At 46.6% G+C, this 23,697-nt stretch carries 18 protein-coding genes; 10 read left to right on the plus strand and 8 right to left on the minus strand.

The annotated features are described in order from the left end of the window. Positions 1-125 precede the first annotated feature (125 nt). From gcvT to GV64_RS15765, 3 genes are all read left to right on the plus strand, one after another. A complete protein-coding gene (gene gcvT, locus GV64_RS15755; RefSeq protein ID WP_020583987.1) occupies positions 126-1,256 on the plus strand; it encodes a glycine cleavage system aminomethyltransferase GcvT in 1,131 nt (376 codons plus the stop codon). Positions 1,257-1,488: 232 nt separating this feature from the next. Beyond that, positions 1,489-3,006 (plus strand): Na+/H+ antiporter NhaC family protein, encoded by a 1,518-nt coding sequence (locus GV64_RS15760; RefSeq protein WP_020583986.1) that lies wholly within the window; start codon positions 1,489-1,491, stop codon positions 3,004-3,006. Positions 3,007-3,366: 360 nt separating this feature from the next. Continuing rightward, a complete protein-coding gene (locus GV64_RS15765) occupies positions 3,367-4,737 on the plus strand; it encodes a YjiH family protein (RefSeq protein WP_020583985.1) in 1,371 nt (456 codons plus the stop codon). Positions 4,738-4,811: 74 nt separating this feature from the next. On the opposite strand, the gene GV64_RS15770 is transcribed toward GV64_RS15765, so the two are convergent. Next, complete coding sequence (locus GV64_RS15770; RefSeq protein WP_020583984.1) at positions 4,812-5,351, minus strand: hydrolase; 540 nt, start codon at positions 5,349-5,351, stop codon at positions 4,812-4,814. Positions 5,352-5,560: 209 nt separating this feature from the next. Between GV64_RS15770 and GV64_RS15775 the strand changes: the two genes are divergently transcribed. Further along, positions 5,561-5,821 (plus strand): DUF406 family protein, encoded by a 261-nt coding sequence (locus GV64_RS15775; protein ID WP_020583983.1) that lies wholly within the window; start codon positions 5,561-5,563, stop codon positions 5,819-5,821. Between the two features lie 16 nt (positions 5,822-5,837). On the opposite strand, the gene GV64_RS15780 is transcribed toward GV64_RS15775, so the two are convergent. Further along, the gene (locus GV64_RS15780) at positions 5,838-7,136 is read right to left on the minus strand and encodes an anaerobic C4-dicarboxylate transporter (protein ID WP_020583982.1); all 1,299 of its coding nucleotides are present in this window, start codon (positions 7,134-7,136) and stop codon (positions 5,838-5,840) included. A 496-nt stretch (positions 7,137-7,632) separates the two neighbouring features. Continuing rightward, positions 7,633-9,156 carry a hypothetical protein gene (locus GV64_RS15785; protein WP_020583981.1) on the minus strand — a complete coding sequence of 508 codons (1,524 nt, stop codon included), beginning with the start codon at positions 9,154-9,156 and terminating at the stop codon, positions 7,633-7,635. A 642-nt stretch (positions 9,157-9,798) separates the two neighbouring features. On the opposite strand from GV64_RS15785, the gene GV64_RS15790 reads away from it, so the two are divergent. Further along, positions 9,799-10,275, plus strand: coding sequence for an RDD family protein (locus GV64_RS15790; RefSeq protein WP_020583980.1), 477 nt, complete (start codon positions 9,799-9,801; stop codon positions 10,273-10,275). 538 nt (positions 10,276-10,813) lie between these two features. Here the strand turns inward: GV64_RS15790 and lptG are convergent. Beyond that, positions 10,814-11,872 (minus strand): LPS export ABC transporter permease LptG, encoded by a 1,059-nt coding sequence (gene lptG, locus GV64_RS15795; protein ID WP_020583979.1) that lies wholly within the window; start codon positions 11,870-11,872, stop codon positions 10,814-10,816. Beyond that, positions 11,865-12,977, minus strand: a complete 1,113-nt coding sequence (gene lptF / locus GV64_RS15800; protein ID WP_033403431.1) for an LPS export ABC transporter permease LptF — start codon at positions 12,975-12,977, stop codon at positions 11,865-11,867. Before lptF ends, lptG begins: the two co-directional genes overlap by 8 nt. Before the next feature lie 351 nt (positions 12,978-13,328). On the opposite strand from lptF, the gene GV64_RS15805 reads away from it, so the two are divergent. Further along, entirely contained in the window at positions 13,329-14,810 is a 1,482-nt protein-coding gene (locus tag GV64_RS15805) for a leucyl aminopeptidase (RefSeq protein WP_020583977.1), read from the plus strand. Between the two features lie 90 nt (positions 14,811-14,900). Then, positions 14,901-15,365: a DNA polymerase III subunit chi gene (locus GV64_RS15810; protein WP_020583976.1), complete on the plus strand. Its 465-nt coding sequence runs from the start codon at positions 14,901-14,903 to the stop codon at positions 15,363-15,365. A gap of 34 nt (positions 15,366-15,399) precedes the next feature. On the opposite strand, the gene GV64_RS15815 is transcribed toward GV64_RS15810, so the two are convergent. Further along, complete coding sequence (locus GV64_RS15815; RefSeq protein ID WP_020583975.1) at positions 15,400-16,428, minus strand: hypothetical protein; 1,029 nt, start codon at positions 16,426-16,428, stop codon at positions 15,400-15,402. Between the two features lie 273 nt (positions 16,429-16,701). Here GV64_RS15815 and GV64_RS15820 point away from each other — a divergent pair, with 273 nt between their 5' ends. After that, positions 16,702-19,569, plus strand: a complete 2,868-nt coding sequence (locus GV64_RS15820; protein WP_020583974.1) for a valine--tRNA ligase — start codon at positions 16,702-16,704, stop codon at positions 19,567-19,569. 80 nt (positions 19,570-19,649) lie between these two features. Here the strand turns inward: GV64_RS15820 and emrD are convergent, their stop codons facing one another. Together emrD and GV64_RS15830 are read right to left on the minus strand one after the other, a co-directional pair. Continuing rightward, positions 19,650-20,840: a multidrug efflux MFS transporter EmrD gene (gene emrD / locus GV64_RS15825; RefSeq protein ID WP_020583973.1), complete on the minus strand. Its 1,191-nt coding sequence runs from the start codon at positions 20,838-20,840 to the stop codon at positions 19,650-19,652. Between the two features lie 438 nt (positions 20,841-21,278). Beyond that, the gene (locus tag GV64_RS15830; protein WP_020583971.1) at positions 21,279-22,181 is read right to left on the minus strand and encodes a LysR family transcriptional regulator; all 903 of its coding nucleotides are present in this window, start codon (positions 22,179-22,181) and stop codon (positions 21,279-21,281) included. A 119-nt stretch (positions 22,182-22,300) separates the two neighbouring features. Here GV64_RS15830 and GV64_RS15835 point away from each other — a divergent pair, with 119 nt between their 5' ends. Together GV64_RS15835 and GV64_RS15840 are read left to right on the plus strand one after the other, a co-directional pair. Next, a complete protein-coding gene (locus GV64_RS15835; protein ID WP_020583970.1) occupies positions 22,301-23,353 on the plus strand; it encodes a zinc-binding alcohol dehydrogenase family protein in 1,053 nt (350 codons plus the stop codon). A 34-nt stretch (positions 23,354-23,387) separates the two neighbouring features. Continuing rightward, positions 23,388-23,681: a putative quinol monooxygenase gene (locus GV64_RS15840; protein ID WP_020583969.1), complete on the plus strand. Its 294-nt coding sequence runs from the start codon at positions 23,388-23,390 to the stop codon at positions 23,679-23,681. Positions 23,682-23,697 lie beyond the last annotated feature (16 nt).

The following is a 23,697-nucleotide window of genomic DNA, read 5'->3' on the forward strand; positions in this document are numbered from 1 at the left end:
GTGTAATTTATTGCCAGATAAATGGCCTAAAAAAAACGATTAGAACAACTAGCCTTCAAACACAATAGTTGAGAGCCTTCTCGGACTTCTGGAGGATATGCTCTCTCGAGAAATGGAGACGACGGATGTCTGAAGCGTCTGCTGAAAGCCTTAAAAAAACACCTTTATACAACCTTCATCTGGCTCAGGGTGCCAAAATGGTGCCTTTTGCCGGTTATGAGATGCCTGTGCAATACCCATCAGGTGTCAAAACTGAGCACCTTCACACCCGAAATAAAGCCGGTGTTTTTGATGTTTCTCATATGGGGCAGTTGACACTTTCCGGTGATGGAGCAGACCACTTTCTAGAATCACTGGTGCCGGTTGATATTGTTGACCTTCCTGTTGGAAAGCAGCGTTACGCTCTGTTTACCAATGAAGCCGGCGGCATTCTCGATGACCTGATGGTCACTCGCTACGATGACTGCCTTTACCTGGTGGTCAATGCGGCCTGCAAAGAGCAGGATATTCAGCACCTGCAAGCCCATCTGCCGGATGGCGTGACACTTGAACGATTAAACGATCGTGCACTTATTGCCATTCAGGGTCCTATGGCAGTAGATGTCATGCACAGACTGATTCCAGAGGTCGCGGATATGGTCTTTATGGACTCACGACAACTCTCCATTGATGGCGTGCCCTGCTTTATCAGCCGTTCCGGTTACACTGGGGAAGATGGTTTTGAAATATCTATCCCGGAGAAAGAGGCTGAACGTATCACCCGACTGCTGCTCGACCACCCGGAAGTTGAGCTCATCGGCCTAGGCGCCAGAGACTCCCTTCGTCTGGAGTCTGGCCTATGCCTCTATGGCCACGATATCGATGTAAATACAACGCCAGTTGAAGCGAGCCTGATCTGGGCAATCAGTAAAAATCGTCGTCATGACGGTGAGCGTGCTGGTGGCTTCCCCGGGGCAGAGATGATTCTGAAGCAAATTGAAACCAAGCAGGTTGAAACCAAACGTATCGGTCTTATTGGAAGCAGCAGAGCACCAGTTCGTGAAGGCGCTGACCTGGTTGATGAGCAAGGACAGAGTATTGGCCGGGTGACATCTGGAACTTTTGGTCCTTCCGTTGAATCTCCGGTTGCTATGGCACTGATCAATGCCAATTATGCGACACTGGGTACAGAAGTGTATGCCCTGGTCCGGGGTAAAAAGCTGCCAATGACGGTCAGCAAAATGCCATTTATTGAACAGCGTTATTATCGAGGTTAACCCCTGTAAAATAGAAACTGCTGACTGAAGCCTTCAGCTGGCAGTTTGTCCTTTCTTTTATCCCCTGCAATTGATTGACGTTTTTTCCATTTCCCCAGTTATAGACATATCCTCCCTTCGACACTAAAAGCATAAATATTCACAAATAATTGAAAAACAATTGATTTACATCGATAAAAAAATAAATAAAATGCATAAAAATAGATATTTATGCATCCCATGGAGTTTTTCAGTGACACAACCAGACATTACCTCATTAATCCCCATCTTCATCACACTGGTTTTGTCACTGGTCACCCGAAACGTGGTCATTGGTCTATTCACGGGCGTTCTTACCGGCGTGTTCATGATCAATGGTTTTTTCCAGCCTCTGGATACTTTTGGTGTTCTGGTAAAAGGCTATCTGGTGCCACAGCTGACGGATAGTTATAACGCCGGAGTGCTGGTATTACTGGTCTTTATTGGAGGCTTTGTCGCCCTGATGGAAAAGTCAGGTGGTGGCCAGGCTTTTGCCCAGACTGTGACCCATTGGATAAGTTCCAGATTCAGGGCTCAAATAGCAGCATGGTTGGGTGGCATTGTTATCTTCTTCTCAGACCTCGGCACTCCATTGATCGTTGGTCCAGTTTTTCGCCCTTTATTTGATAAGCTGAAACTTTCCCGTCAGAAACTGGCCTTCATAATCGACTCTACCTCCTCACCAGTGGCAATTCTGATTCCATTCATTGGCTGGGGGGTTTACATCATGAGTTTGATCCAGAAGGAATTTACCAACCTGGGGGTGACCATATCGGACTGGGAAGCGTTTATCAGGGCAATTCCATTTCAGTTCTATGCCTTTTTGGCCATTGCCGTTGTCCCTCTGATTGCCTTTAAAAAACTGGACTTCGGCCCGATGGCTGATGCAGAAGCCAGGGCACAGGCAGGCGAAAATACCGGGCTATTCGATGAAGATATGCTCAAGCCATTTACCCACAAAAATGCCAAAGCTTCTTTTGTCTGGCTTCCCCTGCTGGTCATGGCAACCGTACTGTTGAGTATGCTGATACCACAGGGCTTTCCGTTTCAGAAAGTGGCAGGTTCTTCATTCCGTGCTGCACTGTCCAGCGCTTATTTCTTTGCCGCAATCACATTGATATCCATGATGGCTTACAATGGTGTCCGCAGTCTGAACGATGGCATCAATACATACCTGAATGGCATGAGCAAAATGATGTCAGTAGCCATTATTTTGATACTGGCCTGGACCTTAAGTTCTGTGGGTAAAGAGTTAGGTGCAGCTGCTTATATTGCCGAACAGGCACAGGCTGGCTTTCCCTACTGGCTGGTACCTGCGGTGGCATTCTTACTTGCTGCGATCATCTCTTTTGCCACAGGCTCATCATGGGGAACCTTTGCGATTATGATGCCTCTGGTTATTCCCACCGCACTGGCAATTGATGCACCTCTGTATGTTTGTATTGGTGCTGTACTCTCTGGAGGACTGTTCGGAGATCACTGTTCACCGGTATCCGAAACCACTATTCTCTCATCCACAGGCTCAGGCTCTGATCAATTCGCCCACTTCAGAACTCAGCTACCCTACGCATTACTCAATGGTGGTATTGCCCTGATCAGTTTTCTGATTGCCGGCTTGACCGCAAGCCCGCTTGTGCTTATCGGCAGTCTGGCATTGCAAGTTATTCTGGTTTTCACCTTATCCAAAGGCTATATGCATAAATGCTCAACCAATAACCCCATCGCTGCATAAATTTTCAAGCCGGTTTAGCAGAGGCTGAATCGGCTTCAATAACTGTTGAAGCCGACGTTACCAGCAATCACAATAATTTTTGCCTATTAATATTCAGCCAACCCAGTTTAGAAAATTTAATAACAAATCAACCAGATACGTCTTTTCCCTGCTGGAAAGTTAATATTTATTGAGAAATAATGCATAATCAATCTAAACAAAATTTAATCAATAGCTGTCAGACAACCTGACTGCGCTTTTTACCGATATCGATAGATAATTACCGACATTTCCTGACTCTTTCATTAACCGGACAGGAAATTTGAATTTTTTGAATCATACTTTTATGCATGGCTGAGTTTGAGGAGCCCAAGGCTTGTTATGAAGCAGTTTACAGCCGTAAGAAAGAAACAAACCAGCCTTAGTAACTGGTTAACCTTTTTAATCCCATCCCTGATCGGGCTGTTGTTATTTGTCACTCCGGTCAGTCTTGGTGGTGAATTTACCATTCCTGTAGCATTGCTGGCCGGTGGGTTAAAAGCACTTCTGAAAGAGCAGCTGACCGCTATTATCACTATTATCGTGACGTTTACCGGTTTGATGACCATCATCACTAAGGTATTCCAGCCCCAGTCGATCATAAAACGGCCTTTTCTCACTTCTCTATTTGATATCACACCGCTGTGGTGCCTGGTAAGAGTTGCCGGGATGGTCTTTGTCATATTCAGTTACTTTGAAGTTGGTCCTGAAGCCGTATGGTCTGGTGCAACTGGTGGCATGGTCTTGAATGACCTGATGCCCACCCTTTTCTCGGTCTTTATTTTTGCCGGGCTGTTACTTCCTCTGTTAATGAATTTTGGTTTGCTGGAACTGCTGGGTACTCTGATGACCCGGATCATGCGCCCGGTTTTCAATCTGCCAGGCCGCTCGGCCATCGACTGCATTGCCTCATGGCTGGGTGATGGCAGTGTCGGTATTCTGATGACCAGCAAGCAGTATGAAACCTCTTATTACACCCAACGTGAAGCGGCTGTTATCGGTACCACATTTTCTGTTGTATCTATTACTTTCTCGTTGGTGGTTATTGCCCAGGTTGGCCTGGACCATATGTTTACCCAGTTCTACCTGACGGTTTGCTTTGCCGGTCTGGTGGCCGCGTTTATTGTCCCCAAGCTCCCTCCTCTTTCCAGAAAAAAAGATGTTTTTATCTGCGGTAAAGTACGCAGTAATGATGATGAAATCATTCCTGAAAATATAAGTGCTTTTGCATGGGGTCTGGAACAGGCACTGGATAAAGCAGCAAAAATAACCAGCCCAATGAAAGTTATTCAGGATGGCGGCAAGAATGCCATTGATATGGTGTTTGGAGTACTGCCCGTGGTGATGGGAATAGGAACCATTGCTCTGGTGATTGCTGAGTACACCCCTGTGTTCCAGTACCTGGGAATGCCATTCCTGCCATTACTGGAATGGTTGCAGATTCCCGAGGCTCAGGCTGCATCCACCACTATGATGGTTGGTTTCACCGATATGTTTGTGCCTTCTATTCTGGCGGCATCCATTGACAACGACATGACCCGGTTTGTTATTGCCGCATTATCACTGACTCAGCTGATTTACCTGTCTGAAGTGGGCGCACTGCTACTGGGGAGCAAGATCCCGGTCACCTTGTTTGAGTTGTTTATTATCTTTATTCTCAGAACACTGGTCACACTGCCTGTTATTGCGGCTATTGCTCACCTTATTTTCTGATTCAGAATACCCAGGAGGCTGATAGAACATAGCCTCCCTGTGCGTAGCTCATAAGTTTGAGGTACGCGCCTGAATCATTTAATCAGTTTGGCAATTTCACGAAACTGCGGAGCTTCCGCAGATTTCATCAACTCAAAAAGCGCCATTTCAACGGTGGTCAGATCTGCTCCCAAAGCAGACATTTTATCCAGAGCCACCTCTTTACTCTGCATGGTTCTTGATGATACGGCATCTACCAGCACTTCAACTTCATAGCCTCCTGCCAGAAGGTCCATAGCCGTCTGATAGACACAAATATGCGCTTCTATTCCAGTTAACAAAACCTGTCTACTTCCCGTTTTTTCAAGTGCTGAAACAAAATCAGGCTCACCACAGGCACTGAAAGATGATTTTCTTACAGGACTGCAACCAGATAATTCACTGGTCAGCTCAGAAATAGTGTTACCCAGTTTTTCCGGGATCTGTTCCAACCAGAGAATTGGTATATTCAGCAGCTTCGCCCCTTTCACCATAGTCACAATATTATGAAACAGTGATTCATGCTCATGCATCAGGGTTGCCAGTTTTCCCTGAACATCAACAACCACCAGAACTGAACTCTCAAGATTCAGCATAAACATTTCCCCTGATCAGCTTTTGTCTAATAACAATGACTTACCTTCTAGCAACACAATACGTGTTACCCGATGTTAACTTTCGGCATTTATTGATCCATATCCATTTTTTAATCAGTAGATACCGGTATATTCAAGACAGCCCCTATTAGAGGCTAACTCAAGCAGGGTCGCTTCAACAAATAAACATTACTAATGGAGTTCCAGCCGTGACCAGTGTAACCAACCTAAACGACACCAGAGTTGATATGGATATCAGGACAGCAGACTTAAAAGAAGGGATGGAGCACTTTCAAAAACTGAAATTTCTGGCTCATAAAATTGAAACCGACCCTTGTAAAATAATCTGTGAAACCAGCCAAGTAAACGACAGTACTCTGATTCATGCACACTTTGATTTCTGCTGCGCCGTTGAGAAAATTATTTTCCAGATGAACTGCCAGTTTAACAGTGACTATCGGCTACTTTGAGACTATAGAACCCTGATTAAACAATAAGGGGCGCAAGCAGAAACCCAAAAACTACACATAATGAAATACAGATAACTCCTGGAATAAAGAAAGGATGATTGAATACCAGCTTACCAATTCGAGTGGAGCCTGTTTCATCCATTTCAACGGCAGCCAGCAGTGTAGGATAAGTCGGCAGGACAAAAAGCGCACTGACAGCAGCAAATGATGCAATAGCAGTCACCGGGTCAACAATAGCCAGTGCTGCCGGCATCAGGGCGCGAGTGGTCGCAGCCTGGGAATACAGTAGCATTGAGGCAAAAAAAAGCGCTAAAGCCAGCAACCAGGGATATTCATCCAGAATGTCCCCGGCAAGCTCCTGAATACTCTCGATGTGTTCTCCCACAAACGTATTGCCCAACCATGCAACTCCAAGAACACAAATACAGGCACTCATTCCCGACTTGAACGTCTGGGCATTGAGAATATGGTTAGTATCAATATCGGTCACAATGGTGATTAAACAGGCCGCACTCAACATAAAAGCGATGATGGCACTATCCCGGGATAATACCGGATCTTTGATAATCCCCACTTTATCACTGACTAGCGTTGCATAAATCACCACTGCCAGAATGCTTAACCCAAAAATCAGTACTGATGCTTTAGCGCCTGATTTTATTGACGTCTGAACAGTTTCTCTGGGTTTAATCAGGCCTTCAGATAACCGCTGAAGATAGACATCATCCTGATTGAGATCACTACCCAGATAATTACACACTATCGACGTCAGCATAACGGCGATAAATGTCGTGGGAATGCAGATAAAGAGCAGATCCAGATAGTCAACACCAAACGGTTCCAGTAAACCACTGAACACGACCACGGCGGCTGAAACCGGAGAAGCAGTGATCGCTACCTGAGAAGCGATCACTGAAATACTCAGTGGACGTGATGGACGAACACCATTTTCACGGGCAACAGCAGCAATAACAGGCAATGTTGAATAAGCAGTATGGCCTGTACCCGCCAGTAGAGTCATACAGTAAGTGATTGCCGGAGCAAGAAAGGTGACATGTTGCGGCCGTTTTCTGAGCAGCTTGTCTGCAATATGCACGAGATAGTCAAGCCCCCCTGCAACCTGCATTGCAGCCACCGCACCAATCACAGACATAATAATCAAGATAACATCTACCGGAATGGTGCCAGGGCTCAGACCAAGTCCCAGCGTCAGCACAACGACACCCACAGCACCGGCGAAACCAATACCAATACTGCCCAGCCGGGCTCCCAGGAAAATAAATACCAGAACAATGATTAGCTGTAGCCATATCATGCAAAGCCCTCTGAGAGATTAATCTCAACAATCTCAAGTCCATAGGTAGATAATTTAAGATAGCCTGAAAAGAGCAAAAGCCTTTACTGCACAGGGTGATCAATCCCCAGCAGCGTTCTCAATTAAACATGTAACAGCCACCCATGGATTACACCAGCCAAAGTGCAGGCTACATTCCGTGGTTAATCCACAAACACTCATGCAGCGTTTAATAATTTACATCAGGAATCTGTGTCATTCGTCTTCCCTGAGCACTGATGAGATGAACCGACCTCACGGCTACGTGAGAACGCCCTTGGGTAAATATCGACCGAAGACTTCAAAAATTATCACTATCCCGCTATAGCACCGGATTCCTGATGTAAAGCCAGAGACCTTTGATATCAGTTGCCAGGAGCAAACAACTGATATCAACAAATAGTGCAGCGGATCAGGGCGCTCCTATGACGAGGCACGATCCTGATCCGCTGAGCTCGCAACGAAACGTCAACAAGCCCTAAAATTCATCCGGTGGAGGAAACTTAATACTGTGCATAGTATCTTCAATCTCAGGAACCCACATTGATGGAAAAATCCAGGACGTCAGAAAAACACCGGCCATAAGACTGGCTGTCAGGGGGAAATAGTTACTGATACCAAGCTGCCTCATCAGTAGATAAGATACGGAAGGTGCTCCTAGAAATGCCAGCCCTGGTACCATCCAGGAAAATGACCGCCGTGTTGTATAGGTAATCACCTCACTCTTGGAGCGAACCGATGCCTCTGCGGCCTGACAGAGATTTTCGGTATAAACCCGGAATATTGTAGTGTTCGGAACTTGTTTCACCACTTTTTTTCGAACCGTCCTGGTACGCTCTCTGGGAATCATTTTGTCGCCCCGGGTACCCCATTCATAAGTTTCAGGGTGTTCATAATAAATTTCGGTTTCATCTTCCTCCTCAATAACCTCAATATCTCTGGTTCCACCTTCATGCAGCAACACTTCACAATAATTCCAGGCCAAAGGTACTGGTCCCATTGAAAAGTAGCCTTTCCTGTCAACTCTTACAATCTGACCACTTCTGAATGCGCTGCGCTTTGATATTGTTTTATTCCAGTGAAAGAGAAAAGTTCGATCTGCTTCTTCATACCGGCCAGTTCTTTTGAAATAACTGGTATCCTCAAACTCTATAATATTATGAACATCGGTAACCAATTCTTTGGTTGCATAATAAAAATTATAAAGGGATGAGAATAATGAGTTTTCTTCATCCCACAGTTCAAATCTGGGCATGAATGGTTTAACGACATCAATGACAACAAGCTCATTTTTGTGAGTCCCTGACATCTTTTTTCCAACTTCACCAGACTCTGCACCGAGACGTTCCACCAGGACAGGATGGTTATGATATTTACTGTCTATAATTCCCGGGCTTCTTACTTCAGACCCCAGCTTAAAATCAGAAACAACATTTTTTACAGCCCAGCCATAAGGCACCCCTGCAATGGCATAAGGCCAGTTTGTTGTACCTGTATCCTCATTAAGCATATTATCAAAGGTTCCCAGCATTACACTGTCCATATATCTCATGTAATGCTCCCCACGGCGAACCGGATCTATAATGTGATGATTAAAAACATCCTGATACTCTCCTGTAAACTTGGAAAACGGAATGATCAGAGGTTCCATCACCATGTCATTAAATAGATAATTACTACTATCAAGGAAATTCATGAGTAATGATGGGGTATCCTGAGCTTTAGAGTGAACTAAATCTTTGTAGTAATTACTTTCTGTATTTTGTGCATCCGCTTTCAGATCATCCCCTTCAGATTCATCATCTTCATCCAGATAATCTTCGTCAAAATAGTCTTCGTCATCATCGTCATACAGGAAATCATCTGTCAGCTGATCATTTATATAAGGGGGTGACTCTGATACAGCATCCTCATGAATATCGGAAAAGGCATCAATGGATAAAAAAACAAGAAAAAAAACACTAAAAAATGAGAAGTTACGAATATTACAATCCTGCCTCATTACAAACCCCGACAAGTATTTTATTGTTTTCAGACACTTCATCATTCAATGATGAAATATATACTTAAATTTAAAAAAGCTATAAATAAAAAATTCAAACAACAAATAAATATCGGCTCCAATAATTAATAGCACTTATATGACAACTGACACGTAAATTTGTTCCATTCCAGATTATTTATGTCCGAAAATTTGAAAAACACTCTGCTCTCGAGGGCTCTGAAACCTGATAAATTGAATTAACATCAATTAAATTTTCTAAACCCACTAGAAGTAGTGTGAGCTGAACAGAAAGACAATACCCTAAGGGGCATAAATGCGAAATGAGAAGTCATCGCCTTTATGTCCTATAGTTAGTATCTATGCTGATAACCATCAATGTAAAAATTCTGTTTGGTTCTACAGTCAAGCAGGGATTTAAAAAACACAACTGCTACAAGTTACACAAATTGAGTAAAAAATATCAACGTCATAAAAGCAAAGGCTATATGTACTAACAATCACACTCTCTTGCTTGTTCAAAAAGTCAAGATAGTATTGCAGCCTTTCGGTATAAGTAAGCGCCAAGATCGGCAGATATGGGCGTAAAAAAAAAATACTGTTAGACTATCCGGCCTGGTTAAATAACAAGGCAAGAGATCGATGGAAGCCTCTAATCTCAACCCAGCTCCCATATGGAGAAGAGCTGCGGCTATGTTGTACGACTCTCTATTAATTCTGGCTCTTTTATTCATGGCGGGGTTTCTCAATCTCTTCATCCAGCTCCAGATTTTTGGTGACGAGCAATTGAAAGCGATGACAGAGCAAGGCTATAACCTCGGGGGACCTTTTTTCTACACAGCATTACTGGTCATCATGTATGGTTTTTTTGGCTTTTTCTGGACCCGGTCCGGGCAGACACTTGGCATGCAGGCGTGGCGAATCAAAATTGTGGACAGGGAAAATCATTTGATCACTCCGTGGCAAAGCATTATCCGCTTTTTAGTGGCTATTCCCTCATTATCTCTCGCTGGAGCAGGACTTCTTTGGGCTCTCGTTGATCAGAAAAAGCGAAGCTGGCAGGATCTGGCATCATCATCCAGAGTCATCCTTCTGGAAAAAACTGCAAAGAAAAACTGACTATCCCAACTATTAAATCGCTGTATCCCAGGGTCTATTGACGCTTTGTTGTAGACTCTGATGTAGAAAAACTGATAGCGACTTCCCCCCACCATCAACAAGAAAACCCAAAACCAAATAGGAAAAGACCGAAAGCTTTATTGGTATTTTTACCTATACAGCATTAGAATGGAGTCGTAGCGATCCACGCACACCTATATATCGAGCAGTATTTATTGGGCTATTCATTGCAAACAGGTTTTCAGCAGGCAGTATAAAAAAGGGAGACTTTAGTATGAACACCCAACGATTTGAATATTTTTTATCTCAGCTGACGGACGTCTTCCGTCGTATAACTGGCCAATCTGCCCCCTTTGATCGCTTAAACCAACTTGAAGAGTGCAGACTATACTGCCCAGTGACACGAGCTCCACAACGCCCAGTAAAGAGCCAGTTCAAGTACCCATACAAAGACATGTGATTCAGAGACGACACCTGTCAGTAAATATGTACATCAGGTGTCGTCATCTTTTATTACTTGATCAAAAATATATCGAGGTCAGGCCGCTCGCCTCAATAAAACAGCACCCGCCAGCAGACATATCAGGATAGGGATTAAAACAGAAAGCATCGGCGGAAACCCAAACACCAGACTCGATGGCCCCATCAGATTCTGAACAATCATGAACACGATGCCAGTAATCACACCAGAAAAAATCCTCAGCCCCATACTGACCGAGCGCAAAGGGCCAAACACAAAAGAAATCCCCACAATAACCAGCGACAGTATGGAAAGAGGCTGAAGCAGTTTTGTCCACAGAGCCAGATCATACTCTCCAGCATCCAGTCCCTGGGCTGCCAGATACTGTGTGTAGGTAAGCAGCCCGGAGATGGGCAAAGCTTCCGGCTTAACCACAACGACTTTTAACAGGGTCGTTGTCAGGCTGGTATCCCAAGGCTCAACAAGACTTTCTTCAGTGATAAACTTTTCATTCTCCCGCCGGATTGTGGTCACATTTTCCAGCAGCCAGTGGTTCCCCTGATATATACCGCGTTTTGCAAACGAACTCTCCTGAAGCGTCATATCGTCGTCAAAAACATAGCGACTGACGCCATAGAGCACACCATTAGGTTCAACTGCATTGAAGTACATGAACTCGCTGCCTTCGCGGTGCCAGAAGCCTTCTCCTGTGTATGTACCATCGGAAGAACGGGCAATCGCCTTTCTGGTTTCTGCAACCTGCTCCGTCATGGGCGCCAGATATTCACCAAGCAACAATCCAGCAAGGACCATGACCAACGCTGGTTTCATCACGGCACCCAATATACGCCAGAGCGAAACACCGGCAGCTCTCATGACCACCAGTTCACTGTTGGATGCCATGGAGCCCAGTCCTACCAAACAGCCCACCAGCGAAGAGACCGGTATCAACTCATAGAGTTTTTTAGGAATCATCAGCAAGGTATAAATCAACGCATCCAGCGACTGATAATTACCTCTGACATCATCTAACTGCCCAAGAAATGAAAACAGCGCTTCCAGAAATACCAGGATCAGCAAGACAACAACCGTTGCCCCCAGGACGTTCCGGGATATGTAATTATCCAACTTACGCATGACCAGCCCTCCGGCGCGACAGCCAGAGTTTGCCCGGCTCAAATAAATACATCATCAAGGCAATCAACAGAAACAGGCTGTGAATCGGCCATAAGCCAATGTCAGGTGGCAAACGGCCATCTTCAATGGCCCCACGACCACTCATAAGCAGGGCAAGATAAAGCAGATAAAGTAAAATGCCGGGAAGCAGCTTTACATAGCGCCCCTGTCTTGGATTGACCTGAGAAAGCGGCAATGCCAGCAAAACAACAATCGGTATTAATAATGGCAGGGAGATACGCCACTGAAGTTCGGCACGATACCCCAGCTTATCGGAAGCCAAGAGTTTTTCTGTTGGTAGAGCCTGCTCTTTACTGATCTCTTTTCTGGAGTTCCGCTCTTCCATACGTAGACCATAATTCTCAAACTCAATTTCTCTAAGGGGTAAAATTCCGGGAGTCAGATCATAACGATAGCCATCCTCCAGTATCAGGTATCGCTGCCCATCTTCTCCAGCATTGGCCTCAATCCGTGCAGTTTCAGCCATCAGCAGTGTCATGGAGCCCATATTGCTGCTATTCACATTTCGGTTGGCAATAAACACCTTATTCATCTGCTGGTGATCATCGGTCAACTCTTCCGCATAGGTTACGCGCTGCCAGCCAAACTTCTGAAAACGGCCTGAAACCAATGTATCGAACTCGGTAAGTGAGTTCTGCTCAGCAAAGATTCGTTCAACCTTCTGGATACCAAGAGGTGCAACCACAAGACTTAATAACCCCACCAGTAACATAACACCGATGGCAGGAATCATGGTCATGGCCAATAGTTGATTGCGGTTTAAGCCACAGGCACTGAGCACTGTCATCTCGTTATCAACATACAGCCGCCCATAGGCGAGAATAATACCCAGAAACAGGCCCAGTGGCAGAATCATCACCAGGAATTCCGGAATCCGGTAGCCCATGATGGCAAAGAGAAAATCCGCTTTCAGCGTTCCGGTCGCCGCCTGGGCCAGATAGTTCACAAAGCGGCCGCTCATGATGATGAGAAGGACAACCGATGTGACAGCGAGCATGACCTGCAGCATCTGTCGGGACAGGTAACGAAATATTATTAAAGGCATGCCTTGGTGAAGTTCGCAATAATTAAGTCGGACAATTATACGTCAAGCGCCGCAATATAACGGCGCTTTTTACAACAGCAGTCTCCGGCTATACCCAAAGGATTTGGAGTTGTTACGCAGCGGCAAATGAGCGAATCCCCGGGAGCTTAGAAATACTAAGTGACCGGGGTGAGCGAATGCAGCCAACTAAAGTAGCAACTTCAAAGGCGACGGGTATATCTGACAGAGTCGTAGAATAAACATACAATTAATCTGTTTCTTTTCCACGTTCTGGTGCCAGAGCGTCTGGTTGAAATGGCTCAACCATATTATTATCCATAAAATCGGATAACTTGTCCCCTTGGAGAGACGATGGAATTTGTTGTTAAGAGCGGCGCCGCTGAAAAACAGAAAACAGCCTGTCTTGTTATTGGTGTCCACAAAAAGAACCTGCCTGCTTCTGCCACTGCCATAGACTCATTGACCGAAGGGTATCTGAGTGCAGTACTGAAGCGGGGTGATCTGGACTTTAAACCCGGTCACTCACTGATGCTACTGCATACTCACCATGCACCATTTGAACGCCTCCTGCTACTGGCCATGGGTGAAAGTAACAAGCCTCTCACCGAAGCCGAGTTCAAAAAACTGACTGGGAACCTCACCAGCCAGCTCAAAACAGCAAAATCCAAAGAGACCACCATTGCCCTGGAAGACCTGTCTGTAGAAGGTAAGTCACTTCAGTGGATCACCAGACAGCTGGTAGAAGCCATTGAATATGCTTTCTATGAATTCACCCAGTTTAAAAACGACACCGGTAAAGGCCCGAGCCTTAAGAAAGTCGTTCTACTGGCTGACCGAAAAAATGCTGAAGACGTTAAATCCGGTCTGGCCCATGGGCAGGCCATTGGTAATGGTCGGAATGTAGCCAGAACGCTGGGTAATCTCCCTGGTAACATCTGCCACCCAACCTATCTTGCTGACGAAGCGAAAGCCCTTGCTAAAAAGCATGCCAAGCTGACCACCAAGGTTCTGAATGAAAAGCAGATGACTGATCTTGGCATGAGCTCCCTGCTTTCCGTCAGCGCAGGCTCTGAACAGGAAGCCCGGCTGATCTGCATGGAGTTCAAAAACGGTAAGCGTGGAGCCAAACCGCTGATACTTCTGGGTAAAGGCATCACTTTCGATACCGGTGGTATTTCTCTAAAGCCTGGCGCAGCTATGGATGAAATGAAGTTTGATATGTGTGGTGCCGCCAGTGTTTTCGGTGTCATGAATGCCATTATTGAACTGGACCTTCCAATCAATGTTATTGGTATGGTGGCTGCAGCAGAGAATATGCCCAGCGGCAAGGCATCACGTCCGGGTGACATTGTTACCTCCATGTCCGGCAAAACCATTGAGATTCTGAATACTGATGCCGAGGGCCGGCTGGTTCTGTGTGACGCTTTGACTTACGCCGAGCGTTACAAGCCCGAAGCAGTTATCGATATTGCAACTCTGACCGGAGCCTGTATCGTTGCCCTTGGTCATCACACAACCGGCCTGCTCAGTAACAACGAACCGCTGACTGAAGAGCTTCTGAGCGCTTCTAAAGAAGCCATGGACCGAGCCTGGCAATTGCCAATGGGTGAAGAATACGCGCAACAACTGGACAGCAATTTTGCGGATATGGCCAATATTGGCGGTCCGGGAGCCGGAACCATCACAGCGGCCTGTTTCCTGGCAAAATTTGCCGAGGCCTATCCGTGGGCTCATCTGGATATTGCCGGAACCGCGTGGAAATCTGGAAAAGATAAAGGCGCAACTGGCCGTCCGGTACCGATGCTGGTTCAGTATCTGCTGAATAAAATCTAAGTAGTAGTATCAGTAACCATTCCGAAAACAGGCCTTGATTGAGTTCTCTCAAGGCCTGCTTGTTTGCTTCACTTGAGTTATTATTCCTGAATGACCAGAGTTACTTTTTATCTATTAGACAGTCAGGGGCAGAATGCCGAGCAATTTGCCTGTCGCCTGATCGACAAAGCATGGCGCGGTGGGATGCCCATGCATATCCACACCTTTGATGAAAGTAGCTGTAAATCCATGGACCAACTGCTCTGGTCTTGGAGGGAAGACAGCTTTTTGCCTCACGGGATCGTTTCAGACACTCAGAACAGCACTCCTGAAAGTTGCGCACTCGCAAAACAATCCCCCATTACCCTTGGATTTGATAAGCCGCATCTGGAGCAAAGGCGCCTCCTGATAAACCTCAGCCCCGAGATTCCAACCTTCTTCAAAGATTTTTCCCGCGTCTGTGAAGTAGTGGTTCAGAATCCAGACCAGAAAGCAATTTCCCGAGATAAGTTCCGCGCCTATCGACAAGCCGGAATTGAGCCGGAAGTTCATAACATGTCTGCGTTATCGCAGTAGAAGATAACACCGAATAATGGAGTTTACCCTGATACTATTCTTGGAGATGAATAGGAGAGGAAGCAACCTCCAAAAAAACCTCGTGTCGGCGCTCTAAAGCCAAGGAGGCTCGATCAACCCCAAACAAGCTGATAAAACACCCATCATCGATATTCTGACATGCCATGAAAAGTGGAAATAGTACTCTTTCTTTAAATTGAACAGAACTGCTCCCCTTTTTGATCTGAAATGCACTTTTTATATTCTTTCTTCTAAGTGTTAACTCCTGATTTTCGCGTAAAGCATACTCATCCAAAAGTGCTTTCAAAAGTGCATCGTGTTCAATTGCCCGATCCCCCCAAAAACCATAAGAATAAATATAATCCAAGTCAGTGCCCTCGCCATTTAAATTAGCAGCTTTTATTGCCAAATCTCTGGAACTCTCACCTAGTTTGATTTGTGCACGTAGCACATCCATCTTTTTTTGAAATGGTCTGACACCATCAAGAAAAAAAGTTTCCTCTTTGATAAAATCTCTAAGTGTGTAGTAATCAGCCATTGACTGATACAAATGGAACAATCCATCACACTTGACTACTATAAATTCATGAAGGATACCAATTTTCTTATCCTCAGCCACTCCTTCCCGTAATGCACATAGCCCACACTTGAAAACCCTGTTTTCCCCGTCAGCCCCATCAACAGCATCAAACATCAAAAGCAATTTACCCAGGCTGTCATTATAAAAATGAATTTGACGTTTCTCTTGCGACTTGTCAGCTAACTTTCCATACAGATAATTCGCGGTTTCGTAACAAACCGTTGTATCAAGTGCGTGGCATGCATCATCAATGACCGGCGCTACGCGATTTAAAAATAAATGTCCTCTATCATTAAAAATAGAGATATTTCTTTGAGTCAAATCTTTAGCACATTCATCTGGCGTCATTTTACATACAGAATCCAAGGATTGCGCTCTGCTAAAAGCAGACTGATAAGAGCGCTGAGCTATGCTTTCAATACCGGAAAAACTTGCCACAACCTCATCAACGAAATTAGATATAAATACTCTGCCTACATTCATTAAAAAAGAACCTCTATTACATCAAGTAACAGACTTTCCTACCTTTTATTAGTTCCCTACTAGAAAATGCTCCCGAAGAAATCTTTCATTGAAACGTAAAGAGTAAAACCACACCTTGTTTTTAATGAGAGAGTAACGGCCAAAAAATCCAGTTGTCAGCAATGCAGGGTGCTTCCTGAATCAGCCCCAGAGTGTATAATCACTCGTTTATCCAAACCCAGAGACTCCCTGCTCTTCAGGACATGCTTTGGAACCTCTACTGGAAAAGCAGTTATGGAAAAGACGTTCAACCCCCAAGCCATCGAACGCACGCTGTATCAAAATTGGGAAGAGAAAGGCTATTTCGCGCCAGCTTCTGACAAGCGCGGCGAAAGTAAGCCCTACTCAATCATGATTCCGCCTCCCAACGTCACCGGCAGCCTGCACATGGGTCATGCTTTTCAAGATTCCATTATGGACGCCCTGACCCGCTACCACCGGATGAAAGGCTGTAACACTTTATGGCAAGTAGGTACTGATCACGCGGGTATCGCGACCCAAATGGTGGTTGAGCGCAAGATTCTGGCAGAAGAAGGCAAAACCCGTCATGACTACGGCCGTGAAGCGTTCACCGACAAAATCTGGGAGTGGAAAGAAGAGTCCGGTGGCACCATCACCCGCCAGCTTCGTCGTCTGGGTGCCTCTGTTGATTGGGACACAGAACGCTTTACGATGGACAAAGGCTTCTATGCCGCAGTTCAGGAAGTATTTGTACGCTTGTATGAAGACGATTTGATCTATCGCGGCAAGCGTTTGGTTAACTGGGATCCAAAACTGCACACTGCCATCTCAGACCTTGAAGTAGAGAACAAAGAAGTTAAAGGCAACATGTGGCATCTCCGCTATCCACTGGCGGATGGCGAGAAAACCGCAGAAGGCAAAGATTACATAGTGGTTGCCACCACCCGTCCGGAAACCATGCTGGGTGATACCGGTGTGGCTGTTAACCCGGAAGATGAGCGTTACAAAGCCCTGATCGGAAAAGAGGTTATTCTGCCCCTGGTTAACCGTCGAATCCCGATTGTTGCCGACGATCACGCCGACATGGAAAAAGGCACCGGCTGCGTAAAAATCACCCCGGCACACGACTTTAATGACAATGAAGTCGGCAAGCGCTGCAACCTGCCCATGATCAATATCATGACTCTGAACGGTGATATCCGCCAGCAGGGTGAAGCCTACAATATCGACGGCACCTTGAATCAATCTATCGACACCTCGATTCCTGAAGCTTACCGGGGCATGGAGCGTTTCGCAGCTCGTAAGCAGATTGTTGCCGATCTGGATGCTCTTGGCCTGCTGGAAAAAATCGATGACCACACCCTGATGGTGCCCTATGGTGACCGTTCCGGCGTGGTTATTGAGCCTCTGCTGACAGACCAGTGGTTTGTCCGTGCTGCACCGCTGGCCAAGCCGGCTATCGAAGCAGTAGAAGATGGGCGTATTCAGTTCGTACCCAAGCAGTATGAGAACATGTACTTCTCATGGATGCGCGATATTCAGGACTGGTGCATCTCCCGTCAACTCTGGTGGGGACACCGTATCCCTGCCTGGTACGATGATAAAGGCAACGTCTACGTAGGCCGTACTGAAGAAGAGGTTCGGGAGAAAAACAACATCCCCGCTCCCGTGGTATTAAGGCAGGACGATGACGTTCTCGACACCTGGTTCTCCTCTGCACTCTGGACTTTTGGTACCCTGGGCTGGCCAGAGCAGACCGACCGTCTGAACACCTTCCACCCTACCGATGTGCTGGTCACCGGTTTTGACATCATCTTCTTCTGGGTAGCCCGGATGATCATGATGACCATGCACTTCATGAAAGATGAAGACGGCAAGCCACAGGTACCATTTAAGCACGTATACGTGACCGGCCTGATCCGTGATGAGCATGGTGACAAGATGTCCAAATCCAAGGGTAACGTCCTTGACCCTCTGGATATGATTGACGGTATTGACCTGGAGTCACTGGTTGAGAAACGCTGCGGCAACATGATGCAACCCCAGCTGGCCGCAAAAATTGAGAAACGTACCCGTAACACCTTCCCTGAAGGTATTGCAGCCCACGGTACCGATGCACTGCGTTTCACCCTTTACTCTCTGGCTTCCACCGGCCGAGACATTAACTGGGATATGAATCGTCTGGAAGGGTACCGGAACTTCTGTAACAAGGTCTGGAATGCCGCTAACTATGTAAAAATGAACACAGACGATCAAGACTGTGGCACAAACGATGAGCCTGTTGAACTGACACTGGCAGACCGCTGGATCGTCTCTCGCCTGCAGCGCCTTGAAACACAGATAGCCAAGAACCTCTCAGAATTCAGACTGGATCATGCTTCCCAGAACCTCTATGACTTCATCTGGAATGAATACTGTGCGTGGTATCTGGAGCTGTCCAAGCCTGTTCTCTGGGATGAGAGTGCACCAGCAGAACGTAAGCGTGGCACCCGCCGAACCCTGGTGAGAGTACTGGAAACCATAACTCGACTGGCTCACCCATTCATGCCGTACATCACCGAAGAGATCTGGCAGAACATCAAGGTCAGTGCTGGTGTGGAAGGTGACACCCTGATGCTGCAGAGTTATCCAGTTGCCGACACATCGCGGATTGATGAAAAAGCAGAACAGGATATTGAATGGTTAAAATCATTCATTACCGGCATCCGTAATATCCGCGCCGAACTGAATATCGGTCCAGGCAAGCCATTGAATGTATTGCTGCGTAATACCTCTGCGGCTGATGAAGCGCGCCTGAACGAAAACCAGACATTCCTGAAATCCCTGGCCAAGCTTGAAACCATTCAGGTTCTGGCCGCAGGCGAGGAAGCCCCTATGGCCACCACTCAACTGGTTGGTTCCATGGAAGTTCTGGTGCCAATGGCAGGCCTGATCGATAAGAATAAGGAAGCCGCTCGACTCAACAAGGAGATCGCTCGACTGACCAAAGAAGTGTCTATCTTCGAAGGCAAGCTGAATAACGAGAAGTTTATCAGCAAGGCGCCGGCAGACGTGGTTGAAAAAGAGAAGGCAAAGCTGATTGATGCCCAAACGGCGAAAACCAAACTGGAAGAACAGCTGGAAGCCATCAAGGCTCTGTAAATCAGAGCCCTGTGCTTTTCGGTAAGTAAGCAAACAAAAAAGGCTGCATTCAATGCAGCCTTTTTTTATTGATACATAATCTAAACCGTTGCACGACCAGCAGCAGGTGCCAGTAGAATACGCACGGTCATAACCACCAGCAAGGTCAATACACAGAGAATAGCGGCTACCGGCACCTGACTGGCCATAGGGATACTGGCTGCCACCAGCGTTACCAGACCACCGCCCAGGTTTTGCATACCACCAAGCACCGCACCAGCTACACCGGCATTTTCCGGGAATGGCTCAAGTGCAGCAGTCGTTGCGGTAGGAAACAGCAGCCCTGACCCAAGGAAATAGAGTGTTGCCGGCACCAGAATCACCCAAGCATTCAGATACCCCATCAGACCTGCCACCAGCATACTGCCCGAGCCAATAACCAACATCACCACACCTCGACCAATGATGCTTTCCAGACTGTGTTTCTTTGCCATCTGTCCCGCCAGCCAGGAACCAAACAGGTAACCAGGGATCGGAATCACAAACAGAACACTGATCACTCGTGGATCAAGCCCCATCAGTTCACCAAACAGCACACCCGCAGCGGCTTCAAATACCGCAATACCGGCAAAGGTGGCCACCAGTGAGATCATAAAACCATTGAACTGCACATTACTCAGAACATAACGATAACTGGCCAGTGCCCCCATAGACCGTTTACCAACATTTTTATGGGTCTCACCAAAACGCCCTAGCACCAGAAGCCAGACCAGTACACCGAAGCCCGTCAGAAACCAGAAACTGGCCTGCCAGCCAAAAGCTGTACCCAGAAACCCACCCAGCATAGGTGCCATAAGCGGTGTAAAAATCAGCGCCATGCTGATGTAGCTGTTAGCCCTTTGCAAGTGAAGCCCGCTGTATAGGTCACGCATGACCGTACGCGCCATCACTCCACCAACGCCGGTTCCCATTCCCTGAACAAAACTGGCCAGCAGCAGCATTTCAAAGCTATGGGCAAAGCTGCCAATCAGCGAGCCAGCAATAAAAATCACCAGACCAATTAACATTAACGGCTTACGGCCAAAACGATCCGACAAAGGGCCATACAAAAACTGTGAAATCCCATAAGGAATCAGGTAGAGGGCAATTGCCGCCTGAACTGTCCCTGGCACTACCCCGAAGTCCGCCGCCATCTGAGACATGGTCGGTACATAAATCGTATTGGTCAGCTGGCCACAAGCCGTCAGCACCACGATGACAAACAGTACCTGGAAAAACCCCTGTTGTTTCATTACCCCAATCTCACCAAACTGAAAACCAAAGAGCCACTGCCCACCTCAATGGATAGGTCAGAGAAATTAAAAATGTACTTCCCTGAAACCGCTCAGGCTTCAGGGCTAACAAAGATAAGTGTTGCTTAACAACTCAGAGATCAGGACTGATCCTGAGTACATCGCCCGTAACTGATAGAAAGACTGTTTTTATTGTTTCATCAGACTATTAGTAAGAAATGAGACGATTGTTTTGCTCAAAATGTAATCACATCTACCGCTACCGGCAATGGGTAGAGAGCGCAAGACTTAATAAACATAAAATAACCCTACCAAATAACACATCAGCAGATATTGACACCGAATAAATGACTTAAGTCAGAAATTAAACAACAGATAACTGACATTAATCAGCAAATATAACGAAAAATCCACCATTGATATGAAACTCTGTTCGACCTACTCTCCCAGCAGCTGCATAAATTTTTCCCTGAGCAGGTCACGCAGCAGTAATACCGCTGGCGTAATCTGCTGCCGTCCCGGGCAAATCAAGTTCAAAGTGATCCTGGGTGTCTGATAATCTGGCAATAATACCACCAGCCTCCCAGCCCTGAGGTCACGCGCCATATCCAACCGGGATTTGCAGGCAATCCCTTTACCGGCGAGGCACCAGCGACGCACAATATCGCTGTCATTGGCGGACCGGTTTCCGGAAACGGGTATTCTGATACGTTCCTGGTCGGCTTTAGACGTCAACTCCCAGACATCATCCAACCGGTTATTCATCTGAAACAACAGACAGTTATGTTTTTGCAGATCATCAGGCATCTCCGGCATACCGAATGCGGCCAGGTAAGCCGGTGATGCACAGAGAACCCGGTCGATGGTAGCCAGTGTAAAAGCTACCATGGAAGAATCTTTCAGTTCGCCATAGCGAATTACCAGATCAACACGATCCAGGTAGAAATCCGTCAATGAATCGCCTAACAGGAGGTTAATGGACAGATCAGGATGAGAATCCATGATTTCATCCATCCACTCCAGCAAGAGGTTACGACCCAGATCTGAAGGGGCTGAAACCCTCAGCTCACCGGCAACTTTGCCTGACAGTGCATGGATGGATGCCCGACCAGCTTCCAGGCTTTGCAGGGCCTCCCGGCAATAGGTAAGAAATCGCTCCCCTTCCGCCGTCAACCGCAACTGTCTAGTTGAACGAATCAACAGTTGAACCTTCAACTGTTTTTCCAGTCTTTTCAATGCAGCACTGGCGGTTGCTGTGGTGATATCAAGCTGCTCGGCTGCACGGGTGATACTGCCACTGTCAGCGGTATGAACAAAAAGAGCCAGGTCGTCTGTATTCATTATCAAAAATATTTTGAATATGTTTCAAGAATTACCGCGTTTATAACACAACGGCTTTCACCAATAATACCAACATCCATTCGCTGAACATGAACAGTCAAGATAAACGGAGCGTTGAGATGAAAGCTATCGGTTACCTGCAACCCAAAACTATTGATCAACAAGACGCCTTAATGGATATTGACCTGCCAATGCCGCAGGTTTCGAACCGGGATCTAATGGTCAAAGTGAAAGCCATATCCGTAAACCCGGTGGACACTAAAATTAGAGCTAATGTCGGCTCTGAAGATGGACAGTACAAAGTGCTGGGATGGGATGCAGTCGGAGAAGTGGTAGCCATCGGTGATCAGGTTGAACTCTTTAATGTGGGCGATGAAGTCTGGTACGCTGGCGACCTTACCCGGCAGGGGTCAAATGCAGAGTACCAGTTAGTGGATGAACGCATTACCGGCTTGAAGCCCAAGTCACTTTCCAATGCCGAAGCGGCGGCCATGCCACTGACCACAATCACCGCCTGGGAACTGCTGTTTGATCGTCTTGACTTCTCTCCACTGTTCGCTGGCAACGACAGCCAGGTGGCTGAGAAAACGTCCGGCATGCCCAAACCACGCATTCTGATCATTGGTGCTGCCGGTGGTGTTGGCTCCATCCTGACTCAACTGGCAGCAAAGCTGACCAGTGCTACCGTGATTGGCACTGCCTCTCGCCCGGAAAGTCAGGCATGGGTGAGTGATCTGGGCGCAGACCACGTGATCGATCATTCGAAACCACTACAGCCACAACTCGAAGCCATCGGTATCAGTGATGTCAGTCACGTGATCAGCCTGACCCACACAGACCAGCATTTTGACCAACTGGTTGAAGTACTTGCTCCTCAGGGCAAACTGGCACTGATTGATGATCCACAATCCAATATCGACATATTGAAGTTAAAAAGAAAGTCACTATCACTGCATTGGGAGTTCATGTATACCCGGTCAATGTTCAACACCTGGGATATGCAGAAACAGCATGACCTGCTGAGCACCATGTCACAGCTGATTGATGATGGCGTGATCAAGACCACGTTAGGAAATCACTACGGCAGGATCAATGCCACGAATCTGAAGCGGGCTCATGAGCATCTCGAGAGCCATAACGCGGTGGGCAAAATCGTACTCGAAGGCTTTTAAGCAGTCACAATGAGTGGTCAACCAGGGATAAGTCATGAGCAAACCATTAACCATCGTCGCACGCATAGAAGCCAGAGCCGGAAAGATTGATCAGGTAAACAAGGCCCTGCTGAAACTGATAGAGCCAACCCGGCAGGAAAAGGGTTGTATTCAGTATGACCTGCATCAGGACAACGAAAACCCGGAGGTGTTCCTCTTTTATGAGATCTGGGAATCAAGAGCTCTCTGGCAGGCACACATGAACAATGAGCACTTGAAAGTTTATATGAAAGAGACAGAGGGAGCCGTGGAAAGCTTTACACTGAATGAAATGAGCAGAATCGATTAAGAACCTGATGCTATTA

The sequence above is a fragment of the Endozoicomonas elysicola genome (assembly GCF_000710775.1).
Taxonomy (GTDB): Bacteria; Pseudomonadota; Gammaproteobacteria; order Pseudomonadales; family Endozoicomonadaceae; genus Endozoicomonas; species Endozoicomonas elysicola.

What these genes read in the sequence shown, in the direction of transcription:
- GV64_RS15805 (WP_020583977.1), top strand. Translation starts at nt 13,329, where the DNA reads ATGGAATTTGTTGTTAAGAGCGGCGCCGCTGAAAAACAGAAAACAGCC.
- GV64_RS15820 (WP_020583974.1), top strand. Translation starts at nt 16,702, where the DNA reads ATGGAAAAGACGTTCAACCCCCAAGCCATCGAACGCACGCTGTATCAA.
- GV64_RS15790 (WP_020583980.1), top strand. Translation starts at nt 9,799, where the DNA reads ATGGAAGCCTCTAATCTCAACCCAGCTCCCATATGGAGAAGAGCTGCG.
- GV64_RS15785 (WP_020583981.1), bottom strand. Translation starts at nt 9,156, where the DNA reads ATGAGGCAGGATTGTAATATTCGTAACTTCTCATTTTTTAGTGTTTTT.
- GV64_RS15835 (WP_020583970.1), top strand. Translation starts at nt 22,301, where the DNA reads ATGAAAGCTATCGGTTACCTGCAACCCAAAACTATTGATCAACAAGAC.
- GV64_RS15810 (WP_020583976.1), top strand. Translation starts at nt 14,901, where the DNA reads ATGACCAGAGTTACTTTTTATCTATTAGACAGTCAGGGGCAGAATGCC.
- lptG (WP_020583979.1), bottom strand. Translation starts at nt 11,872, where the DNA reads ATGCGTAAGTTGGATAATTACATATCCCGGAACGTCCTGGGGGCAACG.
- GV64_RS15830 (WP_020583971.1), bottom strand. Translation starts at nt 22,181, where the DNA reads ATGAATACAGACGACCTGGCTCTTTTTGTTCATACCGCTGACAGTGGC.
- GV64_RS15765 (WP_020583985.1), top strand. Translation starts at nt 3,367, where the DNA reads ATGAAGCAGTTTACAGCCGTAAGAAAGAAACAAACCAGCCTTAGTAAC.
- GV64_RS15840 (WP_020583969.1), top strand. Translation starts at nt 23,388, where the DNA reads ATGAGCAAACCATTAACCATCGTCGCACGCATAGAAGCCAGAGCCGGA.
- GV64_RS15780 (WP_020583982.1), bottom strand. Translation starts at nt 7,136, where the DNA reads ATGATATGGCTACAGCTAATCATTGTTCTGGTATTTATTTTCCTGGGA.
- GV64_RS15770 (WP_020583984.1), bottom strand. Translation starts at nt 5,351, where the DNA reads ATGCTGAATCTTGAGAGTTCAGTTCTGGTGGTTGTTGATGTTCAGGGA.
- emrD (WP_020583973.1), bottom strand. Translation starts at nt 20,840, where the DNA reads ATGAAACAACAGGGGTTTTTCCAGGTACTGTTTGTCATCGTGGTGCTG.
- gcvT (WP_020583987.1), top strand. Translation starts at nt 126, where the DNA reads ATGTCTGAAGCGTCTGCTGAAAGCCTTAAAAAAACACCTTTATACAAC.
- GV64_RS15815 (WP_020583975.1), bottom strand. Translation starts at nt 16,428, where the DNA reads ATGAATGTAGGCAGAGTATTTATATCTAATTTCGTTGATGAGGTTGTG.
- lptF (WP_033403431.1), bottom strand. Translation starts at nt 12,977, where the DNA reads ATGCCTTTAATAATATTTCGTTACCTGTCCCGACAGATGCTGCAGGTC.